Source organism: Streptomyces sp. bgisy159, from assembly GCF_057707805.1.
In genome coordinates this window covers 229,056-249,815 of the sequence record NZ_JBYIQX010000004.1, presented here as the reverse complement: position 1 = coordinate 249,815, position 20,760 = coordinate 229,056, and the positions used below count along the sequence as shown (strand labels likewise).

The 20,760-nt window shown below is 73.1% G+C and carries 20 protein-coding genes; 5 read left to right on the top strand and 15 right to left on the bottom strand.

Annotated features, from left to right (window positions below):
• Positions 1–163 precede the first annotated feature (163 nt).
• The 9 genes from AC3ET3_RS06830 to AC3ET3_RS06790 form a co-directional block, all read right to left on the bottom strand.
• A complete protein-coding gene (locus AC3ET3_RS06830; protein ID WP_432139111.1) occupies positions 164–697 on the bottom strand; it encodes an amino-acid N-acetyltransferase in 534 nt (177 codons plus the stop codon).
• Positions 698–706: 9 nt separating this feature from the next.
• Positions 707–1,105, bottom strand: coding sequence for a BlaI/MecI/CopY family transcriptional regulator (locus AC3ET3_RS06825; RefSeq protein ID WP_432139112.1), 399 nt, complete (start codon positions 1,103–1,105; stop codon positions 707–709).
• Positions 1,106–1,268: 163 nt separating this feature from the next.
• Positions 1,269–1,448: a hypothetical protein gene (locus AC3ET3_RS06820; RefSeq protein WP_432139113.1), complete on the bottom strand. Its 180-nt coding sequence runs from the start codon at positions 1,446–1,448 to the stop codon at positions 1,269–1,271.
• Positions 1,449–1,766: 318 nt separating this feature from the next.
• Positions 1,767–2,594, bottom strand: a complete 828-nt coding sequence (locus AC3ET3_RS06815; protein WP_432156017.1) for a hypothetical protein — start codon at positions 2,592–2,594, stop codon at positions 1,767–1,769.
• A gap of 181 nt (positions 2,595–2,775) precedes the next feature.
• Complete coding sequence (locus AC3ET3_RS06810) at positions 2,776–3,573, bottom strand: type III pantothenate kinase (protein WP_432139114.1); 798 nt, start codon at positions 3,571–3,573, stop codon at positions 2,776–2,778.
• Positions 3,574–3,589: 16 nt separating this feature from the next.
• Positions 3,590–4,582: a carboxylating nicotinate-nucleotide diphosphorylase gene (nadC, locus tag AC3ET3_RS06805; RefSeq protein WP_432139115.1), complete on the bottom strand. Its 993-nt coding sequence runs from the start codon at positions 4,580–4,582 to the stop codon at positions 3,590–3,592.
• A complete protein-coding gene (locus tag AC3ET3_RS06800; RefSeq protein ID WP_432139116.1) occupies positions 4,579–6,291 on the bottom strand; it encodes an L-aspartate oxidase in 1,713 nt (570 codons plus the stop codon). Before AC3ET3_RS06800 ends, nadC begins: the two co-directional genes overlap by 4 nt.
• Positions 6,288–7,280 carry a pantoate--beta-alanine ligase gene (gene panC / locus AC3ET3_RS06795; protein WP_432156003.1) on the bottom strand — a complete coding sequence of 331 codons (993 nt, stop codon included), beginning with the start codon at positions 7,278–7,280 and terminating at the stop codon, positions 6,288–6,290. The genes AC3ET3_RS06800 and panC overlap by 4 nt, the downstream gene beginning before the upstream one ends.
• Positions 7,277–8,206: a Rossmann-like and DUF2520 domain-containing protein gene (locus AC3ET3_RS06790; protein WP_432139118.1), complete on the bottom strand. Its 930-nt coding sequence runs from the start codon at positions 8,204–8,206 to the stop codon at positions 7,277–7,279. The genes panC and AC3ET3_RS06790 overlap by 4 nt, the downstream gene beginning before the upstream one ends.
• 192 nt (positions 8,207–8,398) lie before the next feature.
• Between AC3ET3_RS06790 and AC3ET3_RS06785 the strand changes: the two genes are divergently transcribed.
• Both AC3ET3_RS06785 and AC3ET3_RS06780 read left to right on the top strand, forming a co-directional pair.
• A complete protein-coding gene (locus AC3ET3_RS06785; protein WP_432156001.1) occupies positions 8,399–9,604 on the top strand; it encodes a threonine aldolase family protein in 1,206 nt (401 codons plus the stop codon).
• A gap of 117 nt (positions 9,605–9,721) precedes the next feature.
• On the top strand, positions 9,722–10,825 hold the full coding sequence (locus AC3ET3_RS06780) for a DUF5937 family protein (RefSeq protein WP_435611813.1): 1,104 nt from the start codon (positions 9,722–9,724) through the stop codon (positions 10,823–10,825).
• A 37-nt stretch (positions 10,826–10,862) separates the two neighbouring features.
• Here AC3ET3_RS06780 and AC3ET3_RS06775 read toward each other — a convergent pair whose 3' ends face one another.
• The 3 genes from AC3ET3_RS06775 to AC3ET3_RS06765 all read right to left on the bottom strand — a co-directional run bounded on the left by AC3ET3_RS06775 (position 10,863) and on the right by AC3ET3_RS06765 (position 13,595).
• Positions 10,863–11,495: an AAA family ATPase gene (locus AC3ET3_RS06775; protein WP_435611812.1), complete on the bottom strand. Its 633-nt coding sequence runs from the start codon at positions 11,493–11,495 to the stop codon at positions 10,863–10,865.
• A gap of 101 nt (positions 11,496–11,596) precedes the next feature.
• A complete protein-coding gene (locus AC3ET3_RS06770) occupies positions 11,597–12,268 on the bottom strand; it encodes a response regulator (RefSeq protein ID WP_432139122.1) in 672 nt (223 codons plus the stop codon).
• A 124-nt stretch (positions 12,269–12,392) separates the two neighbouring features.
• Positions 12,393–13,595 (bottom strand): sensor histidine kinase, encoded by a 1,203-nt coding sequence (locus tag AC3ET3_RS06765; protein WP_432139123.1) that lies wholly within the window; start codon positions 13,593–13,595, stop codon positions 12,393–12,395.
• Positions 13,596–13,812: 217 nt separating this feature from the next.
• Here AC3ET3_RS06765 and AC3ET3_RS06760 point away from each other — a divergent pair, with 217 nt between their 5' ends.
• Positions 13,813–14,940, top strand: a complete 1,128-nt coding sequence (locus AC3ET3_RS06760; protein WP_435611811.1) for an SAM-dependent methyltransferase — start codon at positions 13,813–13,815, stop codon at positions 14,938–14,940.
• Positions 14,941–14,953: 13 nt separating this feature from the next.
• Here AC3ET3_RS06760 and AC3ET3_RS06755 read toward each other — a convergent pair whose 3' ends face one another.
• Positions 14,954–16,105, bottom strand: coding sequence for an NADH-quinone oxidoreductase subunit D (locus tag AC3ET3_RS06755; RefSeq protein ID WP_432139125.1), 1,152 nt, complete (start codon positions 16,103–16,105; stop codon positions 14,954–14,956).
• 31 nt (positions 16,106–16,136) lie between these two features.
• Here AC3ET3_RS06755 and AC3ET3_RS06750 point away from each other — a divergent pair, with 31 nt between their 5' ends.
• Together AC3ET3_RS06750 and AC3ET3_RS06745 are read left to right on the top strand one after the other, a co-directional pair.
• Positions 16,137–16,640 carry a PH domain-containing protein gene (locus AC3ET3_RS06750; RefSeq protein ID WP_432155999.1) on the top strand — a complete coding sequence of 168 codons (504 nt, stop codon included), beginning with the start codon at positions 16,137–16,139 and terminating at the stop codon, positions 16,638–16,640.
• Positions 16,637–17,971: a PH domain-containing protein gene (locus AC3ET3_RS06745; protein ID WP_435611810.1), complete on the top strand. Its 1,335-nt coding sequence runs from the start codon at positions 16,637–16,639 to the stop codon at positions 17,969–17,971. The genes AC3ET3_RS06750 and AC3ET3_RS06745 overlap by 4 nt, the downstream gene beginning before the upstream one ends.
• A 12-nt stretch (positions 17,972–17,983) precedes the next feature.
• Here the strand turns inward: AC3ET3_RS06745 and AC3ET3_RS06740 are convergent, their stop codons facing one another.
• On the bottom strand, positions 17,984–19,447 hold the full coding sequence (locus AC3ET3_RS06740; protein ID WP_435611809.1) for a hypothetical protein: 1,464 nt from the start codon (positions 19,445–19,447) through the stop codon (positions 17,984–17,986).
• Positions 19,448–19,569: 122 nt separating this feature from the next.
• Entirely contained in the window at positions 19,570–20,700 is a 1,131-nt protein-coding gene (locus AC3ET3_RS06735; protein WP_432139129.1) for an alpha/beta hydrolase, read from the bottom strand.
• Positions 20,701–20,760 lie beyond the last annotated feature (60 nt).

Genomic DNA, 20,760 nt, shown 5'->3' with positions numbered 1-20,760 from the left:
TTCGCCGCCCCCTGTTATATGCAGTACTGCAGTACGTCGGAAAGCAAACCGCTTTTGCGGGAAAAACACAAACCCCTGGGAGAGACCGAGCACCCTCGACCGGCCCGGAAACGTACGCGTTTCGGACATAGGGTTCGGACATAGGTCTGGGCGACGCCGATGATCACAGGTGCAGAAGCATCCGGCTGTTGCCCAAGGTGTTCGGTTTCACTCGTTCGAGCCCCAGGAACTCCGCGACGCCCTCGTCATAGGAACGCAGGAGCTCCGCGTAGACATCGGTGTCGACCGGCGTCTCGCCGATCTCGACGAAGCCGTGCTTGCCGAAGAAGTCCACTTCGAAGGTCAGGCAGAAAACCCGTCGAACGCCGAGCCAGCGCGCGGTGTGCAGCAACTTCTCCAACAACTGGTGACCGACGCCGACGCCCTTCAGGCCGGGCTTCACCGCGAGAGTACGCACCTCGGCCAGGTCTTCCCACATCACGTGCAGTGCGCCGCAGCCGACCACCTCGGCGTTGTCGTCGCGTTCCGCCACCCAGAACTCCTGGATGTCCTCGTAAAGCGTCACGGTGGCTTTGTCGAGCAGGATGCCGTCCCGGACGTAGGCGTCGAGGAGACGGCGCACGGCCGGTACATCGCTCGTCCGGGCCCGCCGGACGGTGATGGCTTTAGCGGTGACTCCGGGACTCTCTGCTGACATGTGCGGACGCTATCGCCCGCCGCCCTCGGCCGCGGAGCCGGGGTTCTCTCCCGGGTTCTCCGGTCCTTGCACGATCCGCACGGCGTCCCGCAGGGCCTGCCGCTGTTCATCGCTCATCATGCCGAAGAAGGCGACGAGAGCGGCGGCCGGGTTGTCGCTCTGCGCCCAGGCGTCGTTCATCAGGGCCGCGGCGTAGGCGGCCCGGGTGGAGACCGCCTCATATCGATAGGCCCGGCCTTCCGCCTCCCGGCGCACCCAGCCCTTCTGATGGAGATTGTCCAAAACGGTCATCACCGTCGTGTAGGCGATGGACCGTTCACGCTGAAGGTCTTCCAGGACTTCCCGAACGGTCACCGGGCGGTTCCACTTCCACACCCGCGTCATGACCGCGTCTTCGAGTTCTCCCAATGGGCGAGGCACAGTTCCCCACAGTAGTGGCAGATCTCACCAATGGCGTGACAGACGGGCAGACATGGCGGCAAACCTGAATAAAAAGGGCGCGCAGAAGATGATCGGGGCGGGGCGGGGCGTGAGGTGGTGACGCGGGTCGGCGGGTCTCCGGAACGAGGTGTCAGGCGCCGGGGTCCGCGGAGGCCTGGCGCGTGTTCTCCGCGCGCGCGAGCGCCGCGTCGACCACGGCGTCCTCCTTGGCCTTGTTGGCGCCGCCCTGGGTCTTCACGATCACCCTGATCACGCCGATGAAGAACACGGCCATGACGACCGGAGGCACGAGCGCGGAGACGTAGTCCATGGGCCCAGGGTAGCCCGGGAGAAAAGGGACATCCGGGCGGGGTGACGGAGCGGGGCGCCGGGCGCCGGGCGCGCGGCAGAGATCGCGCGCCCGGCGCACACCGCCCGGCACCCGGCGCACACCGCACGCCTGGGCCGGAACGTAGGCGCGGATGGGCGCGGCGGACGCGGCGCGGCGGACGCGTCTCGCGTGGCGGGTGGCGGGTGCCGGGTGGCGGGTGGATCACCGTCCGCCGCCCGGATCGCGGGCCTTCGGCATCCCGGAGCTTCGCCGTTCGGCGCCCCTTGGCCGCGCGCGTTGGCCGCGCGCGCCATGCGCTCAGCAGACGGCGAGTCGCTGCTCCGGGTCGGCCGTCGGGGACTGGGGGCCGGGCTTGCGGCGTGGGAAGACCTCGCCCGGGGTGGGGATGGGCCGGCGCGTGGGCTTGGGGCCGGCCGGCTCCGCCGGACCGGTGCCGGGGCCGGGCCGTGGCGCGGGCCGTGGCGGCTTCTTGGCGGGCTCCTTCTTCTCCTCGCCCGCCCGCGGGTCCGCCGTGGTGCCGTCGCCCCGTCCTCCGGGCAGCGCCAACAACCGAACCCGCGAGCCGGAGGTGCCGGCACGCGAGCCCGGGACGGTGTGGGCGACGGCGCTCCGCACCGGAGGGGCCGCGGCGACCGTGGCGGGTACCACGGCGGGGGCCGGGACGTGCGCGGCGGGAACAGCCCGGCCGGGGCCCGCGGGGAAGGGCGCGGCGGGGGCGGGGACCGTCGGGGGCGAGGTGGGACGGCGAGGGGTACGGCGGTCGAGGCGGGCCCGCAGGTCGCGCTCGGCCAGGATCTGACAGCGGGTGAGGAGGGTGGCCGCCACGGAGTTGCCACGCAGGGCGCGCAGCGCCGCGAGGTCGTCCGGGCCGGGGTGGTGGCCCGTGTCCAGGACCTCCTCCAGGAGCGTCAGGTAGCCCGCTGCGGTGCCGGGGAGGGCAGCCCGGTACCGGGCGAGGTCGGCCACGAGAAAGGCCCGCAGCCGGGCGCCCTCGCGCATCGCCTCGTCGAGGGAGTCGGCGAGGCGAAGGCAGTCCTGGACGTCCTCGGTCGAGGCGGGGCCGGGGTGGAGGGCGAGGGCGAGGGCACGGCGGAGCACGCGCAGCTCCTCCGCCCCGAACGCCATGCCGCCGCGGGATCCGTATGGCGTGGGCATGCGGCGACGATACGCGCTAATCAGACAAATTCGACACAGAAGTCGGCGTGGCGTGCCGCGGCCACCCACCTGGACCCACCACCGTCACGCGCGTGGAGGCGGCGCGGGTGTCAGCGCGGGGTGGCGCCGTCCCCTCCCGCCGACCGCGCCCTCACATCCGCGAGACGTTCCGCTCGTACACCAGCCGCAGCCCCATCAGCGTCAGCCACGGCTCGTGCTCGTCGATCACCGAGGACTCGCCCAGCACCATCGGCGCCAGTCCGCCCGTCGCGATCACCGTCACGTCCTCGGGGTCGTCCGCGAGTTCCCGGGCCATCCGCCGCACGACTCCGTCGACCTGTCCGGCGAAGCCGTAGACGATGCCCGACTGCATCGCCTCCACGGTGTTCTTGCCGATCACATGACGGGGGCGCGCCACCTCGATCTTCCGCAGCTGCGCGCCCTTGACGCCCAGCGCCTCCACCGAGATCTCGATGCCGGGCGCGATGACGCCGCCGACGTACTCCCCGCGCGCGCTGACCGCGTCGAACGTCGTCGCCGTGCCGAAGTCGACGACGATCGCGGGACCCCCGTACAGCTCGACCGCGGCGACCGCGTTGATGATGCGGTCGGCGCCGACCTCCTTGGGGTTGTCGGTGAGGATCGGCACGCCGGTCTTCACCCCGGGCTCCACCAGGACGGCGGGGACGTCGCCGTAGTACCGCCGCGTGACCTCGCGCAGCTCGTGCAGCACCGAGGGCACGGTCGCGCAGATGGCGATCCCGTCGATACCGTCGCCCAGGTCGTCGCCGAGCAGCGGGTGCATGCCCATCAGGCCCTGCAGGAGCACGGCCAGTTCGTCGGCGGTGCGCCGGGCGTCGGTCGAGATCCGCCAGTGCTCGACGATGTCCTCGCCGTCGAACAGGCCGAGCACGGTGTGTGTGTTCCCCACGTCGATCGTCAGCAGCATGGCCGGTACCCGCTCCCTACTCCGCCGCTCGCAGGTCCAGGCCGATGTCGAGGATCGGCGAGGAGTGCGTGAGGGCTCCCACGGCGAGGAAGTCGACACCGGTCTCGGCGTACGCGCGCGCGGTGTCGAGCGTGAGCCGGCCCGACGCCTCCAGCAGGGCCCGCCCGCCGACGATACCGACGGCCTCCGCGCACTCGCCCGGGGTGAAGTTGTCCAGCAGGATCAGGTCCGCGCCCGCGTCGACGACCTCGCGCAGCTGGTGCAGCGTGTCGACCTCTACCTCGATCGGCACCTCGGGGAAGGCCTCGCGGACGGCCTTGAAGGCCTGTGCGACACCGCCCGCGGCGACGACGTGGTTGTCCTTGACCAGGGCGGCGTCGGACAGCGACATCCGGTGGTTGACGCCCCCTCCGCAGCGCACCGCGAACTTCTCGAGCGAGCGCAGCCCGGGCGTCGTCTTGCGGGTGTCCCGCACCCGTGCCTCGGTGCCCTCCAGGACGTCCGCCCACGCGCGCGTGGCGGTCGCGATGCCCGACAGGCGGCACAGGATGTTCAGCGCGCTGCGTTCCGCGGTGAGGATGTCGCGGGTGCGCGTGGTCACCGACAGCAGCTTCTGCCCGGCCTCGACGCGCTCGCCGTCCTCGACGTGCCGCTCGACCTCGAACTCGTCCGTGCACACGACGGAGACGACCGCCTCGGCGACCCGGAGCCCGGCCACGACACCCGCCTCGCGCGCGACGAAGTCGGCGGTCGCGACGGCGTCCTCCGGGATGGTCGCGACGGTCGTCACGTCCACGCCGTGGTCGAGATCCTCCTGGATGGCCACGTTGGCGATGTCCTCGACCTCGACCGGGTCGAGCCCGGCGTCGGCCAGGAGCTGCGCGAGCGCGGGGTCGAGCCCGCACTCCAGGTACTCGTCGTCTGCGTCGTATCCCCCGGCTCCGCAGCCGCAGCCGTCACCGCAGCCGCCGCTCTGGACGAGGGGAAGGTCGTTGCTCACTTCTGTCACTGCTCCTGGGGGTGCTGGGTCGGGGGAAAGTCTGCGGTGTCCGTGGTGTGCACGGCCAGGGTGCGGTCCGGGTTCAGCCGTACGACGATGTGGCGGCGCCAGCGCGCGTCGTCCCGGCCGGCGTGGTCCTCGCGCCAGTGGCAGCCCCGGGTCTCCTCGCGCAGCCGGGCGGCGGCGACCAGGACGCGGGCGACGCACAGCAGGTTGGTGGCCTCCCAGGTGTCGACGCCGGGCTCGGCCGTCTTGCCGTTGGAGTCGAGCGCGTCGCGGGCCTCGGCGTGCAGCCGTTGCAGCTGGTCGGCGGCCTGCTCCAGGGACTCGGTGGAGCGCAGCACTCCCGCTCCCCCGGTCATGATCCGCTGGATCGAGAACCGGGCCTCGGGGGCCAGCAGCGGGTGGGCGGGGATCTCCGGGTACGGCACGGGCTGCGGCACGCGCGCGTGCAGTCCGTCGTCGGAACGGCCGGCCGCGATGTCGGCGGCGATGCGCTCGGCGTAGACCAGCCCTTCCAGGAGGGAGTTGGAGGCGAGCCGGTTGGCGCCGTGCACACCGGTGCAGGCGACCTCCCCGCACGCGTACAGGCCGGGCACGGTGGTCCGGCCGCGGAAGTCGGTGCGGACGCCCCCCGACGCGTAGTGGGCGGCCGGCGCGACCGGGATCAGCTCGTGGACGGGGTCGATGCCGTGGGCGCGGCAGGCGGCGAGGATGGTGGGAAAGCGGTGCTCCCACATCTCGGCGCCGAAGTGCCGTGCGTCGAGGAACATGTGCTCGGCGCCCTGTTCCTGCATACGGCGCGTGATCCCCTTGGCGACGATGTCGCGGGGCGCCAGTTCGCCCAGTTCGTGCTGCCCGACCATGAACCGCACGCCGTCGGCGTCGACCAGGTGGGCGCCCTCGCCGCGCACCGCCTCGGAGACGAGCGGCTGCTGGCCCTCGGCGTCGGCGCCGACGAACAGCACGGTGGGGTGGAACTGCACGAACTCCAGGTCGGAGACCTCCGCGCCGGCGCGCAGCGCGAGGGCGACGCCGTCGCCGGTGGACACGGAGGGGTTGGTGGTGGCGGAGAACACCTGGCCCATGCCGCCGGTGGCGAGCACCACCGCGGGCGCGTGCACGGCGCCCACGCCGTCGTGCTGCCCCTCGCCCATCACGTGCAGGGTCACCCCGGCGGTGCCGCCGTCGGCGTCGGTGAGCAGGTCCAGTACGAGCGCGTTCTCGATGGTGCGCATCCCGCGCTCGCGTACCGCCTCCACGAGCGCCCGGGAGATCTCCGCGCCGGTGGCGTCGCCGCCCGCGTGCGCGATCCGGCGGCGGTGGTGGCCGCCCTCCCGGGTGAGTTCGATGTCGCCGCCGTCGTCGGTGTCGAAACGGGCGCCGGTGGAGATCAGCCGCCGTACCGCGTCGGGGCCCTCGGTCACCAGGATCCGCACGGCCTCCTCGTCGCACAGGCCCGCGCCCGCCACCAGTGTGTCGTCGAGGTGCTGCTCGGGGGTGTCGCCCTCGCCGAGGGCCGCGGCGATGCCGCCCTGGGCCCAGCGGGTGGAGCCGTCGTCCAGGCGGGCCTTGGTGACCACCACGGTGCGCAGCCCGGCGGCCTCGCAGCGCAGGGCCGCGGTCAGGCCGGCCACTCCGGAGCCGACGACCACGACGTCGGCGTCGATGGACCACCCGGGCGCGGGCGCGTGCAGTCGTATGCCTGTGCTGGTCACGAGGCGGCTCCGAAGGTGAGGGGGAGGTTGTCGATCAGCCGGGTCGAGCCGACCCGGGCGGCGACGGCGAGCACAGCCTCGCCGGTGAAATCGTCGTCGATCTCGGTGAAGTCCGAGGGGTCGACGAGGGCGAGGTAGTCGAGCCTGAGCGGCGGGTCGAGACGGGCGGCCTCGTCGAGGACGAGGTGGGCGGCGGCGCGCACGGCGGCCGCCGAGCCGGGCACGGCGGTGGCGACGGCGTGGGCGTCGGCGGCGGCGCGGGACTCGCCTATGGCGCTGAGCGCCTCGGCGCGCGCCTGCGTCGCGGGGACCTCACGCGCGCGTGCCCGCAGCGCCTCCTGCGCGGCGTGCCGGTCGCTGCCGGCGAACAGCGCGCGCGACAGGGCGAGCGCGGTGCGCCGCTCCTCGGCCGAGAGGTAACGGTTGCGGCTGGACAGGGCGAGCCCGTCGTCCTCGCGCACGGTGGGCACGGCGACGATCTCGACGCCGAAGTCGAGATCGCGCACCATGCGCCGGATCAGGGCGAGCTGCTGGGCGTCCTTCTGGCCGTACAGGGCGATGTCGGGCCGGGTGAGGTGGAGCAGTTTCGCGACGACGGTGAGCATGCCGTCGAAGTGGCCCGGGCGCGAGGCACCCTCCAGGCGCTCCCCCATGGGGCCCGCGCTGATGCGGACCTGGGGTGCGCCGCCCGGGTAGACCTCGGCCACGGAGGGCGCGAAGGCCACGTCCGCGCCGGCCTCCTCGGCGATCTTCAGGTCGGCGTCGAGGGTACGCGGGTAGCGGTCGAGGTCCTCGCCCTGGCCGAACTGCAGCGGGTTGACGAAGACGGTGACGACGACCTCGCCGTCCGGACCGGCGATGCCGCGGGCGGTGCGGATCAGGGTGGCGTGGCCCTCGTGCAGGGCGCCCATCGTCATCACGACGGCCCGGCGGCCCTCACGCGCGCGCGCGTGCAGCGCGTCCGCGGTGCGCAGCAGGGTGATGGTCATCCGGCGGCTCCTTCGGTGCCGTTCGTGCCGTGGGCGAGTACCCCGAGGAGGTCCTCGGCGAGTTCCGGCTTGAGCAGCCCGTGTGCGAGCGCGCGGTCGGCGGTGGCGCGGGCCATCGCCAGGTAGCCGGCGACGGTGTGCGGGGCGTGCCGGCGCAGTTCGGTCACGTGGGCGGCGACCGTGCCGGCGTCCCCGCGCGCGACGGGGCCGGTGAGGGCGGCGTCGCCGGAGCGCAGCGCGTTGTCCAGGGCGGCGCCGAGCAGCGGTCCGAGCATCCGGTCGGGGGCCTCGACGCCGGCGGCGCGCAGCAGCTCCAGGGACTGGGCAACGAGGGTGACCAGGTGGTTGGCGCCGAGCGCGAGGGCCGCGTGGTAGAGCGGGCGGTTCTCCTCGGCGATCCACTCGGGTTCGCCGCCCATCTCGATGACGAGGGCCTCGGCCGCCAGTCGCAGCTCGTCCGGCGCGGTGACGCCGAAGGAGCAGCCGGCCAGGCGCTGGACGTCCACGGGGGTGCCGGTGAAGGTCATCGCGGGGTGCAGTGCCAGCGGGAGCGCGCCCGCGCGCAGGGCGGGGTCGAGCACCTTGGCGCCGTACCGCCCGGAGGTGTGCGCGAGGAGCTGGCCGGGGCGTACCGCGCCGGTGTCGACGAGACCCTGCACCAGGTCGGGCAGGGCGTCGTCGGGGACGGTGAGCAGGACCAGATCGGCGCGTTCCAGCACCTCGGCGGGCCGGACCAGCGGCACGTCGGGCAGCATCAGCGCTGCGCGGCGCCGGGAGGTCTCGGAGACCCCGGAGACGGCCACCGGGCGATGCCCGGCGAGCTGGAGTGACGCGGCGAGGGCGGGGCCCACCCGGCCGGCGCCCACCACGCCGACGGTGAGCCGCGCGGGGCGGTCCTTGGGATCTGGCTGCTGGCTTGTACTCACGCGACGAGGGCCTTCCGTTCCAGTCCGCTCTGGGTACCGGACGATTTCTCGTCATGTTAACGCGATCGGTTCGAGAGGCGTTCGGTTGTCCACAGGCTGTGAGTGTTCCCGGACACCACCGGGCACCACCGCAGCCCCGGCCGCAGGCAATTCGGATGCCCCCGTGTGCACGCGCGCGTCATCATCCCCGTCATGAGCGACACCGAGGAACAGACCACGGACACGACCGGGCCGGCGGACGACGACGGGTCCGAGCGGCGCAGAGAACGGCGCCTGAGCGCGTTGAACAGCGCGCGGCGCGTGCTCGCCCGCCCAGGCTTCACCAGAACGCTCCGGGACCGCCTCGCGGTTCTCGCCACGGCAGGTGAGGTGTACGACCTCGACACGCCGTCCGACATGTACGGCAACGGCGTGGTCGAGGCCCTGGAGGAGAAGGTGGCCGGGCTGCTCGGCAAGGAGGCCGCGGTCTTCTTCCCGACGGGCACCATGGCGCAGCAGATCGCACTGCGCTGCTGGGCGGCCCGCACCGGGAACCCAGCCGTCGCACTGCACGCGATGGCGCACCCCATGGTGCACGAGCGGGACGCCTTCAGCCAGGTCAGCGGGTTGCGCCCGGTCCGCCTGACCGGTGAGTCCAGGCAGCCGACCGCCGCGGAGGTCCGAGACGCCGAGGAGCCGTTCGGCACGCTGATGCTGGAACTGCCCCTCCGGGACGCCGGCTTTCTCCTGCCGTCCTGGGAGGAGCTCACCGACCTCGTGGCGGCGGCGCGCGAGCGCGACGCGGTGGTGCACTTCGACGGCGCGCGCCTGTGGGAGTCCACCGTCCGTCTCGGTCGCCCGCTGGACGAGATCGCGGACCTCGCCGACAGCGTCTACGTGTCGTTCTACAAGTCGCTCGACGGTCTCGGCGGCGCGGCGCTCGCCGGTCCGCAGAGCCTGGTGGACGAGGCGCGGACCTGGCGGCACCGGTACGGCGGCATGGTCTTCCAGCAGTTCCCCACGGCGCTGTCGGCCCTGATGGGCCTGGAACGGGAGCTGCCGCGCCTGCCCGACTACGTGCGTCACGCGCGCGTGGTGGCCGACGCGCTGCGCGAGGGCCTCGCCGCGGCCGGGCTGCCCTGGACACGGGTGCACCCGGAGGTGCCGCACACCAACGAGTTCCAGGTGTGGCTGCCGTACGACGCCGACGTGGTCGCGGAAGCGGCCGTGCGGACGGCCGAGGAGACCGGGATCGTGCTCTTCGGTCAGGGCTGGCTCGCGCCCGCCCCGGGGCTCTGCTCCACGGAGGTCTGCGTCCGCGCGCCGGGCCTGGAGTGGACCGGAGAGGACGTGCGCGCGGCGGTCGCGGAGTTCACGGTGCGGCTGCGCGAGGAGACCGGGAACCGGGCCGCCGGGTAGCCGGGCAGGACGCACCGGTCGCGCGCCCGGCGCCGCGCCGCGCCTCGGGTCATCGGCCGATTGACGCCGGCCGTCAATCGGGTCCGCGTTGTCAGTGGCGGCGGGCACGATGGGCCCATGAGCGTGGTCATCGACATCACTCGGCTGCGGCCGGAGAAGGTCTTCGTCGTGCCCTCTCCGCTGACCGAACTGGGCCTCGCCCTGCACGCGCGCAGCGAGCCGGGCCACCACCCGGCCCTGCAGGGCTGGGCGACGGCCCTGTCGTCACGGCTGGACCCCGGCCTGGCGGACCGGCTGTGCGAGGCGGACTTCCTGTGGCGTACGACGTTCTCGGACGTCTTCGCGCCCTTCGCGGCCGTCCCCGGCCACGCCATCCTGCCGGGAGCCACGCTCGCCGAGGAACTGGACCTGCTCGACCAGCTCTCCGACGAACAGTTCGTCCACGCGGCGCTGGAGTTCAGCTGCCAGAGCAGCTACGAGGCGGGCGGACCGGGCGCCCTGGACGACGAGGGCGTACGCCGGCGCGCGCTGGAGCTGGCCGCCGCGCGGGGCGGCGGACGCGAGCAGTTCGCCCGGCGGCTGCTGGCCGACCCGCCCGCCGTGCGCGACTGGTTCCGTCGGCTGGTGCGGGACTGCGAGGAGGCGTTCTTCGCCGACATGTGGGCGAGCATCCAGCCCGAGCTGGCCGCGGACGCCCGGCACCGCACCGAGCTGCTGCGCCGCAAGGGCCTCGCGGAGGTACTCGCCTCGGTCTCCCACGCCGTGTCGGTCGACGAGGAGGCCCGGCAGATCACCGTCGACAAGCTCGTCGAGGGCCACGCCACCGTGGACGACGGCGGGCTGGTGCTCGTGCCGACGAGCCTCGGCCGGCCGCATCTGATGGTGCTGCACCGGCGCGGCTGGCGGCCCGCCATCACCTACCCGGTACGGGGGCCGGGCCAACAGGCTCCCTCCGTCGAGCAGCTCACCCGCCGCCTGGAAGCCCTGGCGCACCCGGTACGGATACGGCTGTGCCGTCATCTGGCGCGCGCCCCGTACACCACGAGCGAGCTGGCGGACGCCCACGGCATGACGGCACCGGAGATTTCCCGGCACCTGGGGGTGCTGAAGAAGGCCGGGCTGATCTCCACGCGCCGACGCGGCCGGTACGCGCAGCACCAGCTGGACCTGTCGGCGGTGGCCCGTCTGGGCAGCGACTTCATCGAGGGCCTCTTGCGCTGACGCGGGGCCGCCCGCGCGGGTCGCGCGGGTCGCGCGGTCAGTCGACCCGGATGTGCCTCAGGCCCACGCCCGCCTGGCGGATCCGGGTGCGCAGTGCTCCCTCGGTGTTGGGCCGCAGTGTCAGACCGGCCAGGACGGCGATGCGGTCGGCGGTCTTCGGCACGGTCGAGTGGTCGGTCCACAGGTGCTCGGCGAACTCCGGTTCGCGCAGTCGCTCCAGGCAGTGGTCGAGCTGCTCGACGGCCCAGCTCTCACGGCGCAGCCCGGCGTTCTTCCCGGCGACGAACCCGAGGAGGTGCCCCAGGCCGCGCTCCCGCAGCCGGCGCAGCACGGTCTCGCGCTCGGCGAGCAGGGTGAAGTGGCGTACGTCGTGGCCCAGTTCCCGCAGCCGTCCGACCGTCTCGGCGAAGTAGCGGGGATCGGTGACGGTCATGGGGGCGATCACCACACCGTCGTGCCGGGTCAGCGTCAGGTCGAGCACCTCGACGACGCCCTGCCGCCAGGAGGCCAGGTCCTGGAAGTCGCCGCGCAACGCGGGTGGCAGCATGCGGCGCAGGCCGAAGCCGGGGTGCTCGGGGTCGCAGATCACGCTGCCGGTCAGCCGGCGCCGTATCTCGTGTGCGGTCTGTGTCTTGCCGCCCCCGAAGGGGCCGTTGATCCACAGGAGCATGCGCCGACCCTAGTCCCACCGGGCCGCCGCCACCCGCCGTATGCGATGTCCCGCGGCCGCCGTGCGCAGGTCGTGTTCACGGCGGGCGTCGTACGCGCTCGTCAGCCGTGGCCGCCCGCGCGCACCAGTCCGGTCTCGTACGCCAGCACGACCACCTGCACCCGGTCCCGGAGCCCCAGTTTGGTGAGGATGCGGCCCACGTGGGTCTTCACCGTCGCCTCGGACAGCACCAGGCGGGCCGCGATCTCCCCGTTCGACAGGCCCTGCGCGACCAGCACCATGACCTCTCGCTCCCGTTCGGTCAGCCGCTCGAGCTCCTTGTGCCGGGGTTCCTTGCCGGTGGCGGGCAGCATGGGCGCGAAGCGGTCCAGGAGGCGCCGGGTCGTCGAGGGGGCGACGACCGCGTCGCCGCTGTGCACCGCGCGGATGGCGTTCAGGAGTTCGCCGGGTGGCACGTCCTTGAGCATGAAACCCGAGGCGCCCGCCTTCAGCCCCGAGAAGGCGTACTCGTCGAGGTCGAAGGTGGTCAGGATGAGCACCTTCGGCGGGTTCGGCTCCGAGCAGACGCGGCGGGTGGTCTCCACGCCGTCGAGCTTGGGCATACGGACGTCCATCAGCACCACGTCGACCGCGGTCGCCCGCAGCACCTGCAGGGCCTCGACACCGTCGCCCGCCTCCGCGACGACCTCCATGTCCGGCTGGGCTGCGAGCACCATCCGGAACCCGGTGCGCAGCAGCACCTGGTCGTCGACGAGCATCACGCGGATCGTCATCGGGGCCTCTTCCGTGTCCGTCCGGCAGTGGGCCGAGCCACTGGGGATCTGGGTTGTGACAGGTGTCTGGGGGTGTGACGGGTGTCTGGGGGTGTGACAGGTGTCAACGGGGCGCGCGTCAATGTCAGTGCGCCGGTTTGAGCGGGAGGAGCGCACTGATACGGAAGCCTCCGCCGGGGCGCGGCCCCGCGTCCAGGGTGCCGCCGACCATACCGACCCGCTCGCGCATGCCGATCAGCCCGTGCCCCTGGCCGTCGGCGCCGCCCTCCTCGTACAGCTCGTGCGGCGCACCCTTGCCGTCGTCCTCGACGAGCAGGCCGAGCCCGTCGTCGAAGTACACCAGCCGCACGCTGGCGCCCGCGTTGGGTCCGCCATGCTTGCGGGTGTTGGTCAGCGCCTCCTGCACGATGCGGTACGCGGTCAGCTCCACACCGCTGGGCAGTGGCCGCGGTGTGCCCTCGACCTTGAAGTCGACCGGCAGGCCGGAGCCCCGGCACTGCTCGACCAGGTCCTCGATCTGCTCGACGTCGGGCTGCGGCACGTACTCCCCGCCCTCCTGGTGTTCCCCGGTGCGCAGCACGCCCAGCAGGCGGCGCATCTCGGCGAGGGCCTGGCGGCCGGTGGAGGAGATCGTCTCCAGGGCCTTCTTGGCCTGGTCGGGCGCGGCGTCGAGGACGTAGGCGGCGCCGTCGGCCTGCACCACCATGACCGACACGTTGTGCGCGACCACGTCGTGCAGCTCGCGGGCGATCCGGGCGCGTTCGGCGGCGACCGCCACCTTCGACTGCGCCTCGCGCTCCTTCTCCAGGCGCGCCGCGCGCTCCTCCAGCTGGGCGAAGTAGGCCCGCCGGGTGCGCATGGAGTCGCCGAGCACCCAGGCCAGCGCGAACGGCACCGTCTGGAAGACGGCGACGACGACGTTGCCGGCGACGCTGGCCTCACCGCTGGGCCAGCGCAGCTGCGCCAGGGACGCCGCGACGAGGCCCATCGCCAGGGCGAGCCGGGACGCCCAGCGGGCGCCGGACACGGCGACCGTGTACACGATGATCAGCATGGCGAAGTCGGCGACCGACGTCTCGACGTCCAGCACCAGCTGGGCCAGCCCGAGCGTGCCCGCGAGCAGCAGCATCTTCTCGGGCATCCGCCGGCGCAGCGCGATGACCAGGCACAGCAGTGTGACGATCGGCACGATCAGCGCCGGAGAGCCGGTGCCCTGCCGCTCCTCCCGCGTCAGTTCCGCCGTGAGCGAGATCCCGAGGAGGACGAGGGCCCAGAAGCCATCGACCCCGTTCGGGTGCCTGCGGAGAAAATCGTAGAGGCGCTGCACGTAACCCAGAGTAGGGAAACGGAATGCGTGCGGGAGTCAACCGGAGGGCCGATCCGCGGTCGACGCGTGTACTCCGCAAGGTGGAGGCCGTGATCACCTGTACGTCCCGCTGGACCGGGCGCCCTCGCGGACACCAGCGTGGCCGGCATCGTTGCTACGGTCGCGCGGTGACCGGCCACGGCGAGTGGACCGCGGACGACGAGGGGCTGGAGGGCCTGTGAACACGCGCGTGGGTGACTCCGGGCCCCTGCGGGACGGCGGGGCCGACGGCGGGTGGCGCGGCTGGCGGGCCGCCACGGAGGCCGCCCTGTACGGTCCGGGCGGCTTCTACCGGCGGCCCGAGGGCCCGGCGGGTCACTTCCGTACGTCCGTGCACGCGTCGCCGCTCTTCGCCGAGGCGGTCGCCCGGCTGCTGTGCCGGGTCGACGAGGCACTGGGCCGGCCGGAACCACTGGACTTCGTGGACATGGCCGCCGGTCGCGGGGAACTGGTCACCGGCGTGCTCGCCGCGCTGCCCGACGAGGTCGCCGCCCGCACGCGCGCGTACGCCGTCGAGATCGCCGGTCGCCCGCGGGGCCTGCCGGACACCGTGGTGTGGCTCCCCGAGCCGCCGCCGCAGATCACGGGGCTGCTGTTCGCGAACGAGTGGCTGGACAACGTGCCCGTCGACGTCGCCGAGGTGGGCCCCGACGGCGCGGCCCGGCTGGTCCTGGTCCGGGACGACGGCACCGAGCGGCTCGGTGACCCCGTGGGCGGCGCGGACGCGCGGTGGCTCGGCCGCTGGTGGCCGCTGTCCGCGCGCGAGGGGGAGCGCGCGGAGATCGGGCGCCCCCGGGACACCGCGTGGGCCGCGGCTCTCTCGTGCGTGACCCGGGGGCTCGCGGTCGCCGTGGACTACGCGCACAGCGCGGACTCGCGTCCTGCGTTCGGGACGCTCACGGGTTTCCGGGACGGCCGGGAGACGGCACCGGTCCCGGACGGGACGTGCGACATCACGGCACACGTGGCGTTGGACGCGTGCGCGAAGGCGGGCGCGGAGGCGGCAGCGCAGGCGTGCGCGGAGACGGGCGCGCGAGCGGGCGCGCAGGAGCGGACGCCGGAGCGTGAAGCGGAGTGCACCACGGCGCGCGCGCTGCCGAAAGCGCTGCTGCTCACGCAACGCGACGCCCTGCGCGCCTTGCACCTCACCGGAACACGCCCCCCGCTCACCCTGGCCACCACCGACCCCACCGCCTACGTGCGCGCCCTCGCGAGCGCCGGCGAGGCCGCCGAGCTGACGGCCCCCGGCGGCCTGGGCGACTTCGGGTGGCTGCTGCAGCCGGTCGGTGTCCCGAGCCCGCTGTGACCCACTTCGCGACCTACTTGTCGATGTCTCCCACGACGAAGAACATCGAGCCCAGGATCGCCACCATGTCGGCCACGAGCGTCCCCGGCAGCAGCTCGGTGAGCGCCTGGATGTTGTTGTACGAGGCGGAGCGGAGCTTGAGCCGGTACGGGGTCTTCTCGCCCTTGCTCACGAGGTAGTAGCCGTTGATGCCGAGCGGGTTCTCGGTCCAGGCGTACGTGTGCCCCTCAGGTGCCTTGAGGACCTTGGGCAGCCGCTGGTTGATCGGCCCGGGCGGCAGCTCGGCGAGCCGGTCGAGGCAGGCGTCGGCGAGGTCGAGGGCGTTGTGGGTCTGCTCCAGCAGGCACTCGAAGCGGGCGAGGCAGTCGCCCTCCTGGCGGGTCACGACCTTCAGGGTGTCCTGGAGGTCCCCGTAGGCGAGGTAGGGCTCGTCCCGGCGCAGGTCGAAGTCGACACCGGAGGCGCGCCCGATGGGCCCGCTCACGCCGTACGCGTGCACCGCCCGCGGCGTGAGGGTGCCCACGCCCCGTGTGCGTCCCCGGAAGATCTCGTTGCCGAGGACCAGGTCGTCGAAGACGTCCATGCGGGAGCGCACCGCGGCGACCGCACCGCGCGCGCGTGCCGCCCAGCCGGCCGGCAGGTCCTCCTTGAGGCCGCCGACGCGGTTGAACATGTAGTGCATGCGCCCGCCGGAGACCTCCTCCATGACGTTCTGGAGCACCTCGCGCTCACGGAACGCGTAGAAGACCGGAGTGATCCCGCCGAGTTCCAACGGATACGACCCGAGGAACATCAGGTGGTTCAGCACCCGGTTGAGTTCCGCGAGCAGGGTGCGCGTCCACACCGCGCGCTCCGGCACCTCCATGCCGAGCATGCGCTCCACGGCGAGGACGACGCCGAGCTCGTTGGAGAACGCCGACAGCCAGTCGTGGCGGTTGGCCAGCATCACGATCTGCCGGTAGTCGCGCGCCTCGAACAGCTTCTCAGCGCCCCGGTGCATGTAGCCGATCACCGGCTCGGCGCTCCTGATGCGCTCGCCGTCCAGCACGAGGCGCAACCGCAGCACGCCGTGTGTGGAGGGGTGCTGCGGCCCGATGTTGAGCACCATGTCGGTGCTCTCCGCGGCACCGCCGATCCCGACCGTGGTCTCCGTCGTAGGAGTCATGGACACAGTCTCCCCTACGTACGCTGGCCGCATGGAGACGGGGAGCCCGCGAGGCGCACAGATGACGGGGGCGGAGCCGGCGTGGACGGGGCTGCCCCGGGGGCTGCTGCGTATGCGACGGCTGCTGCTGGTGGTGTGGCTGGGGTCGGCGGCGCTCGCCGTGGGCGTGCTGCTGGGACTGCTAGTCGGGCCGGCGTGGGCGGCGTTCGCGCTGCTGCCGCTGGCGGCGGCCGCCTGGGGCTGGGTGCTGATCGGCCGCAACTGGCGCTCCTGGCGCTATGCCGAACGCGCGGACGACCTGCTGATCAGCCGGGGCGTGCTGTGGCGCGAGGAGACCGTGGTGCCGTACGGGCGCATGCAGCTCGTGGAAGTGACCTCCGGCCCCGTGGAGCGCTGGTTCGGGCTGGCCGGCGTCCAGCTGCACACCGCCGCCGCGGCGACGGACGCGCGGATCCCGGGCCTCGACCCGGCCGAGGCGGAACGGCTGCGCGACCGGCTCACCGAGCTCGGCGAGGCCCGATCGGCGGGGCTGTGACCACGCCGGGCGTCGAGGACGGTGTGGTGGGGCGGGAGGCCGTCCGGGAGCGCCGACTGCACCCCGTGACGCCATTCCGGCGGGCGTGGGCCCCGGTCGCGGTGATGGCCGGATGGGCGGTGCACGACCCGAACCAGGCCCAGGAACAGCTGGCCCGGCTGACCACCACGACGCTGCTGGTCGTCGTTGTCGTGGTCGTACCGGTCTCGGCCCTCTACGGCTTCTTGAGCTGGTGGTTCACCCACTTCTCCGTGACCGACAGCGAGCTGCGCATCCGTACCGGACTGGTGTTCCGGCGGACCGCGCACATCCGGCTGGAGCGCGTCCAGGCGATCGACGTCACCCGGCCTCTCCTCGCGCGCGTGGCCGGTGTGGCCAAGCTGCGGCTCGACGTGGTCGGCGCCGACGAGAAGGACGAGCTGGCCTACCTGGGCGAGGAGGAGGCGCGCGCCCTGCGGGCGGAGCTGCTCGCGCGCGCGGCGGGATTCGCACCCGAGACGGCGCGTGAAGTCGGCGAGGCGCCGGCGCGCGAGTTGCTGCGCGTGCCCCCTCGCGCGCTCGCGCTCTCCCTCGTCCTGACGGGCGCCACCTGGGCGGCCCTGGCCGCCGCTCTCGTTGTCCCCCTGGTGCTCTGGCTGGTCACCGACAGCGTGTGGACGGTCCTGGCCACCGGCGTGCCGCTGCTCGGCGCGGCGGGCGCGCGCAGCGCCGGGCGGTTCGTCACCGAGTACGACTGGACAGTCGGCGACTCGCCGGACGGACTGCGCATCGACCACGGTCTGCTGGACCGGGCGCACGAGACGGTGCCGCCGGGCCGTGTGCAGACCGTGCGGATCGTCGAGCCGGTGCTGTGGCGGCGGCGCGGCTGGGTGCGGGTCGAGCTGGACGTGGCCGGCTCGGCGAACTCCGTGCTGGTGCCGGTCGCCCCGCGCGAGGCGGCGGAAGCGGTCATCGCGCGCGTGCTGCCCGGGGTGACCGTCCCCGCCGCCGAAGCACCCGCGCGCCCGCCGCGCCGGGCCGGGCGGTGCGTCCCTGGATGGTGGCGCGGGTACGGGCTCGTCGTCACCGACGCGGTGTTCGCCGCGCGGCACGGGCTGCTGCGGCGCGAGCTGGCCCTGGTACCCCACGCGAAGGTGCAGAGCGTACGGCTCTCGCAGGGGCCCTGGAAGCGACTGTGCGGCCTCGCGGACGTGCACGTGGACACCGGGGCCGACAGCACCGTCACCGCCCGGCTGCGGGACGCACGAGAGGCCGCGGCGGTGCTGCGGGAGCAGGCGGAACGGTCACGGACCGGACGCGCAGGCGCCCGGTCCGACCGCTGGATGGTGTAGCGGGGTGGTGTCTCAGGAGGCGGCGCTGCGCAGCCGCTGGACGTCGATGTGCTCGGTCTCGTCGTGCGCGGTCAGGTCGATGACCTGGCCGATCCCGCGGGATTCCGCGTCGGCCGGCTTGTACGCGGACTCCGCTTCGGCCTTGTGCAGGGCGAGCGCCTCGGGTCCGACGACGTCGGCGAGGTCCTCGTTCTGCACGGCGTCCAGCGCGTCGGACGCCGGCGCCTTCTTCGTTCCGAAGAAGTCGAACCCGCCCTCGTCGGCGGGGCGGCGCGGGGGCTGGGCGGCCGGTACGACGGCGACGGCGGTCGGCACGGTGAAGTGGCCGGCCGGCCGCTGCTGGGGGGCCGCGGGCCGCGGGGCGACCGCGGTGGAAGCGGCGGGCGGGGCCGGGGACGTCACCGCGTCACCCTGACGGCTCGCGGCGCCCTTGCCTCCTTTGTCGTCCTGCGCGCCTTTGTCGTCCTGCGCGCCCTCGTCGTCCTGCGCGCCTTCGTCGTCCTGCGCGTCCTGGTTCATGGCGGTCGCGCGCGCGTGCTCGTCGACCGCCCCGGGCTTCCCCTGGGCCTCGTCCTCCTGGCCGGCGCCGTCACGGGCGGCGGTGCCCTGCCCGATGGTGTCCCGCCCGCTGGTCTCCTGCCCGGTGGTGTGCGGGTCGGCGTCCTCCCGTCCGGCCGGGGCGTCCACCGCGGTCCGGGGTCCGGCGGGCGACCGCTCGGGGTTCTTGTCGGGGTCGAGGCGGCTCAGCGCCTCCTGGGCGCGCAGGAAGAGCCGCGATCCCTGAGGGGAGAACACCGCCGGGGTCTCGGGCTCGGAGTCGGCCTCGGAGTCGGCCTCGGCAGCCACAGCCGCAGCCTTCCCGGCCGTCGCCGCGGCCGGGTCCGTCTCCTGCGTCGCGGCCTTCCCGGCTTCCAGGGTCTCCCGGGTCTCTTCCCGGCGCTCCTCCCGGTCCTTCGCGGTCTCGCCGGTCCGGGCGCCGAGTCCGCCCGGCGGGGCGGGCGTCAGCTCGCGTGCCGGCACGGTGGCCTCTATCTCCAGCCGGCGGCGGCCCTCCAGGGCGCTGGCGCGCTCGGTCTCCGCCGTGGCGTAGCGGCGCAGCAGGGCGGCGTGTTCGTTGCGCAGGCCCGCCAGCTCCGCGCGCTTGGCCCGCAGCCGCTGCTCCAGCTTGGTGCGCAGCTCGCGCGACTCCTCGAGGTCGGTCTCCAGTTCGGCGACCCGTTCCTCGAAGCGCCACTCGTCGCTCGCCCGCGCGCGCGTGAGGTCGGCGACCTGCTTGCCGGCCTGGGTGTCCCAGCGGCGCATCACCGCGGCCCCGACGACCGCGGTAGCGGCCGCGATCGCGGCGACGACCCGCAGCACGCCCGTCTCCGAGAACACCCAGGGGCCGAATGCGCAGATGAGAGAGACGCCGGCGATCGCCGAAGGGGGAAGCAGCCTGTGCAGGGGCGGGGAATGGCGGTGACGTCCACGTGGCATGGCCAGAAACTTACCGCGCGTACGCGATCGTTGGCGCCCCGCCCCGTAAAAACACAACCATCTCCCAGCCCTCACGCCGCATCAGGAATTCACCCCCGCCGCGCCCCCGACAACAATCAAGATCATTTCTGGTCGGGAGCACCGAGCCGCCCGCTGATCCATTCCAGCGCGGGCGGAATCTCGCGCCGCCAGGTGTTGAAGTTGTGCCCACCGCTGTCGAGGATGATCGACGATATTCGGGTCCGGTCGGTCGCCTTCACCTCGTCGATGAACTTGAGCGTCTCCTTGTAGTTGGCCTCTCCGACCTTGCTGCTGGTGACGAGCAGCGAGGTGTCCGGCGCCGGTCTGTTCTTGATGTACCAGAACAGGTCCGCCTCGTGGCGCAGCGTCTCGTTGCCGTGGAAGAGATCGCCCGTGGTGGGGTCGGTCGGCGCCTTGTAGTACGGCGACAGGCCCGCGCCCGCCGCGTAGACCCTGGGGTGGTGCATGGCGATCTTCAGCGCGCAGTAGCCGCCCGTGGAGTCACCGATGATGCCCCAGCTGCCGGGCCGGGCCGTCACCCGGTAGTGGCCGCGCACGGCGTCCGGCAGGTCCTTGGCGAAGAAGGTCTCCGTCTGCGGGCCACCGGGGATGTCCACGCACTCGGTGTCCCGCGGCGGCGCCACCGTCGGCCGCAGCATCACCAGGATCATCGGCTGCATCCGCCCCTTCTCGGCGAGTTCCCGCGCGGTGCGCGGGAAGTGCAGCTTGTCGACGAGCGCCTTGGCGGTGCCCGGATAGCCCGTGAGGACGACGGCCGCCGGGAACGTGCGTGTGCGGTATTCCGGCTGGAAGTACTCCGGCGGCAGATAGACGTACGCGGGCGACGCGATGCGCGACGTACGGCCCTGGACGGACACCTTCTGCACCTGCCCGCCCACCTGCGGCCGGGCTCCGGGCGCGCCGTCCACCCGATGGGTCTCCAGCACCTTCAGCTGCCCGCCCCGGCCTGCGGTGTGGTCGACGACCACCCCCATCTCGGTCTCCTGGCCGAACAGGTCGGCCCAACTGGCGTAGAACCCGAATGCCTGGTTCGCGACGAGACCCACCGACGCGAAAACCGTCACCTGGGTGCCGAGCAGCAGTCCGACCCGGCCGCCGACCGCCCGCCAGCTGCGCCGGGCCAGCCGCGGCCACAGCCACACCGTGCCGACGAACAGCGACAGGGCGGACAGGACCGCCAACAACAGCACCTTGTTGCTCGTAAGACCCATGAGGGTGTTCCCGCCTGTGCTTCCCGTCCGTGCACCCGCGTCGCCACCGGGGCTTGTTCC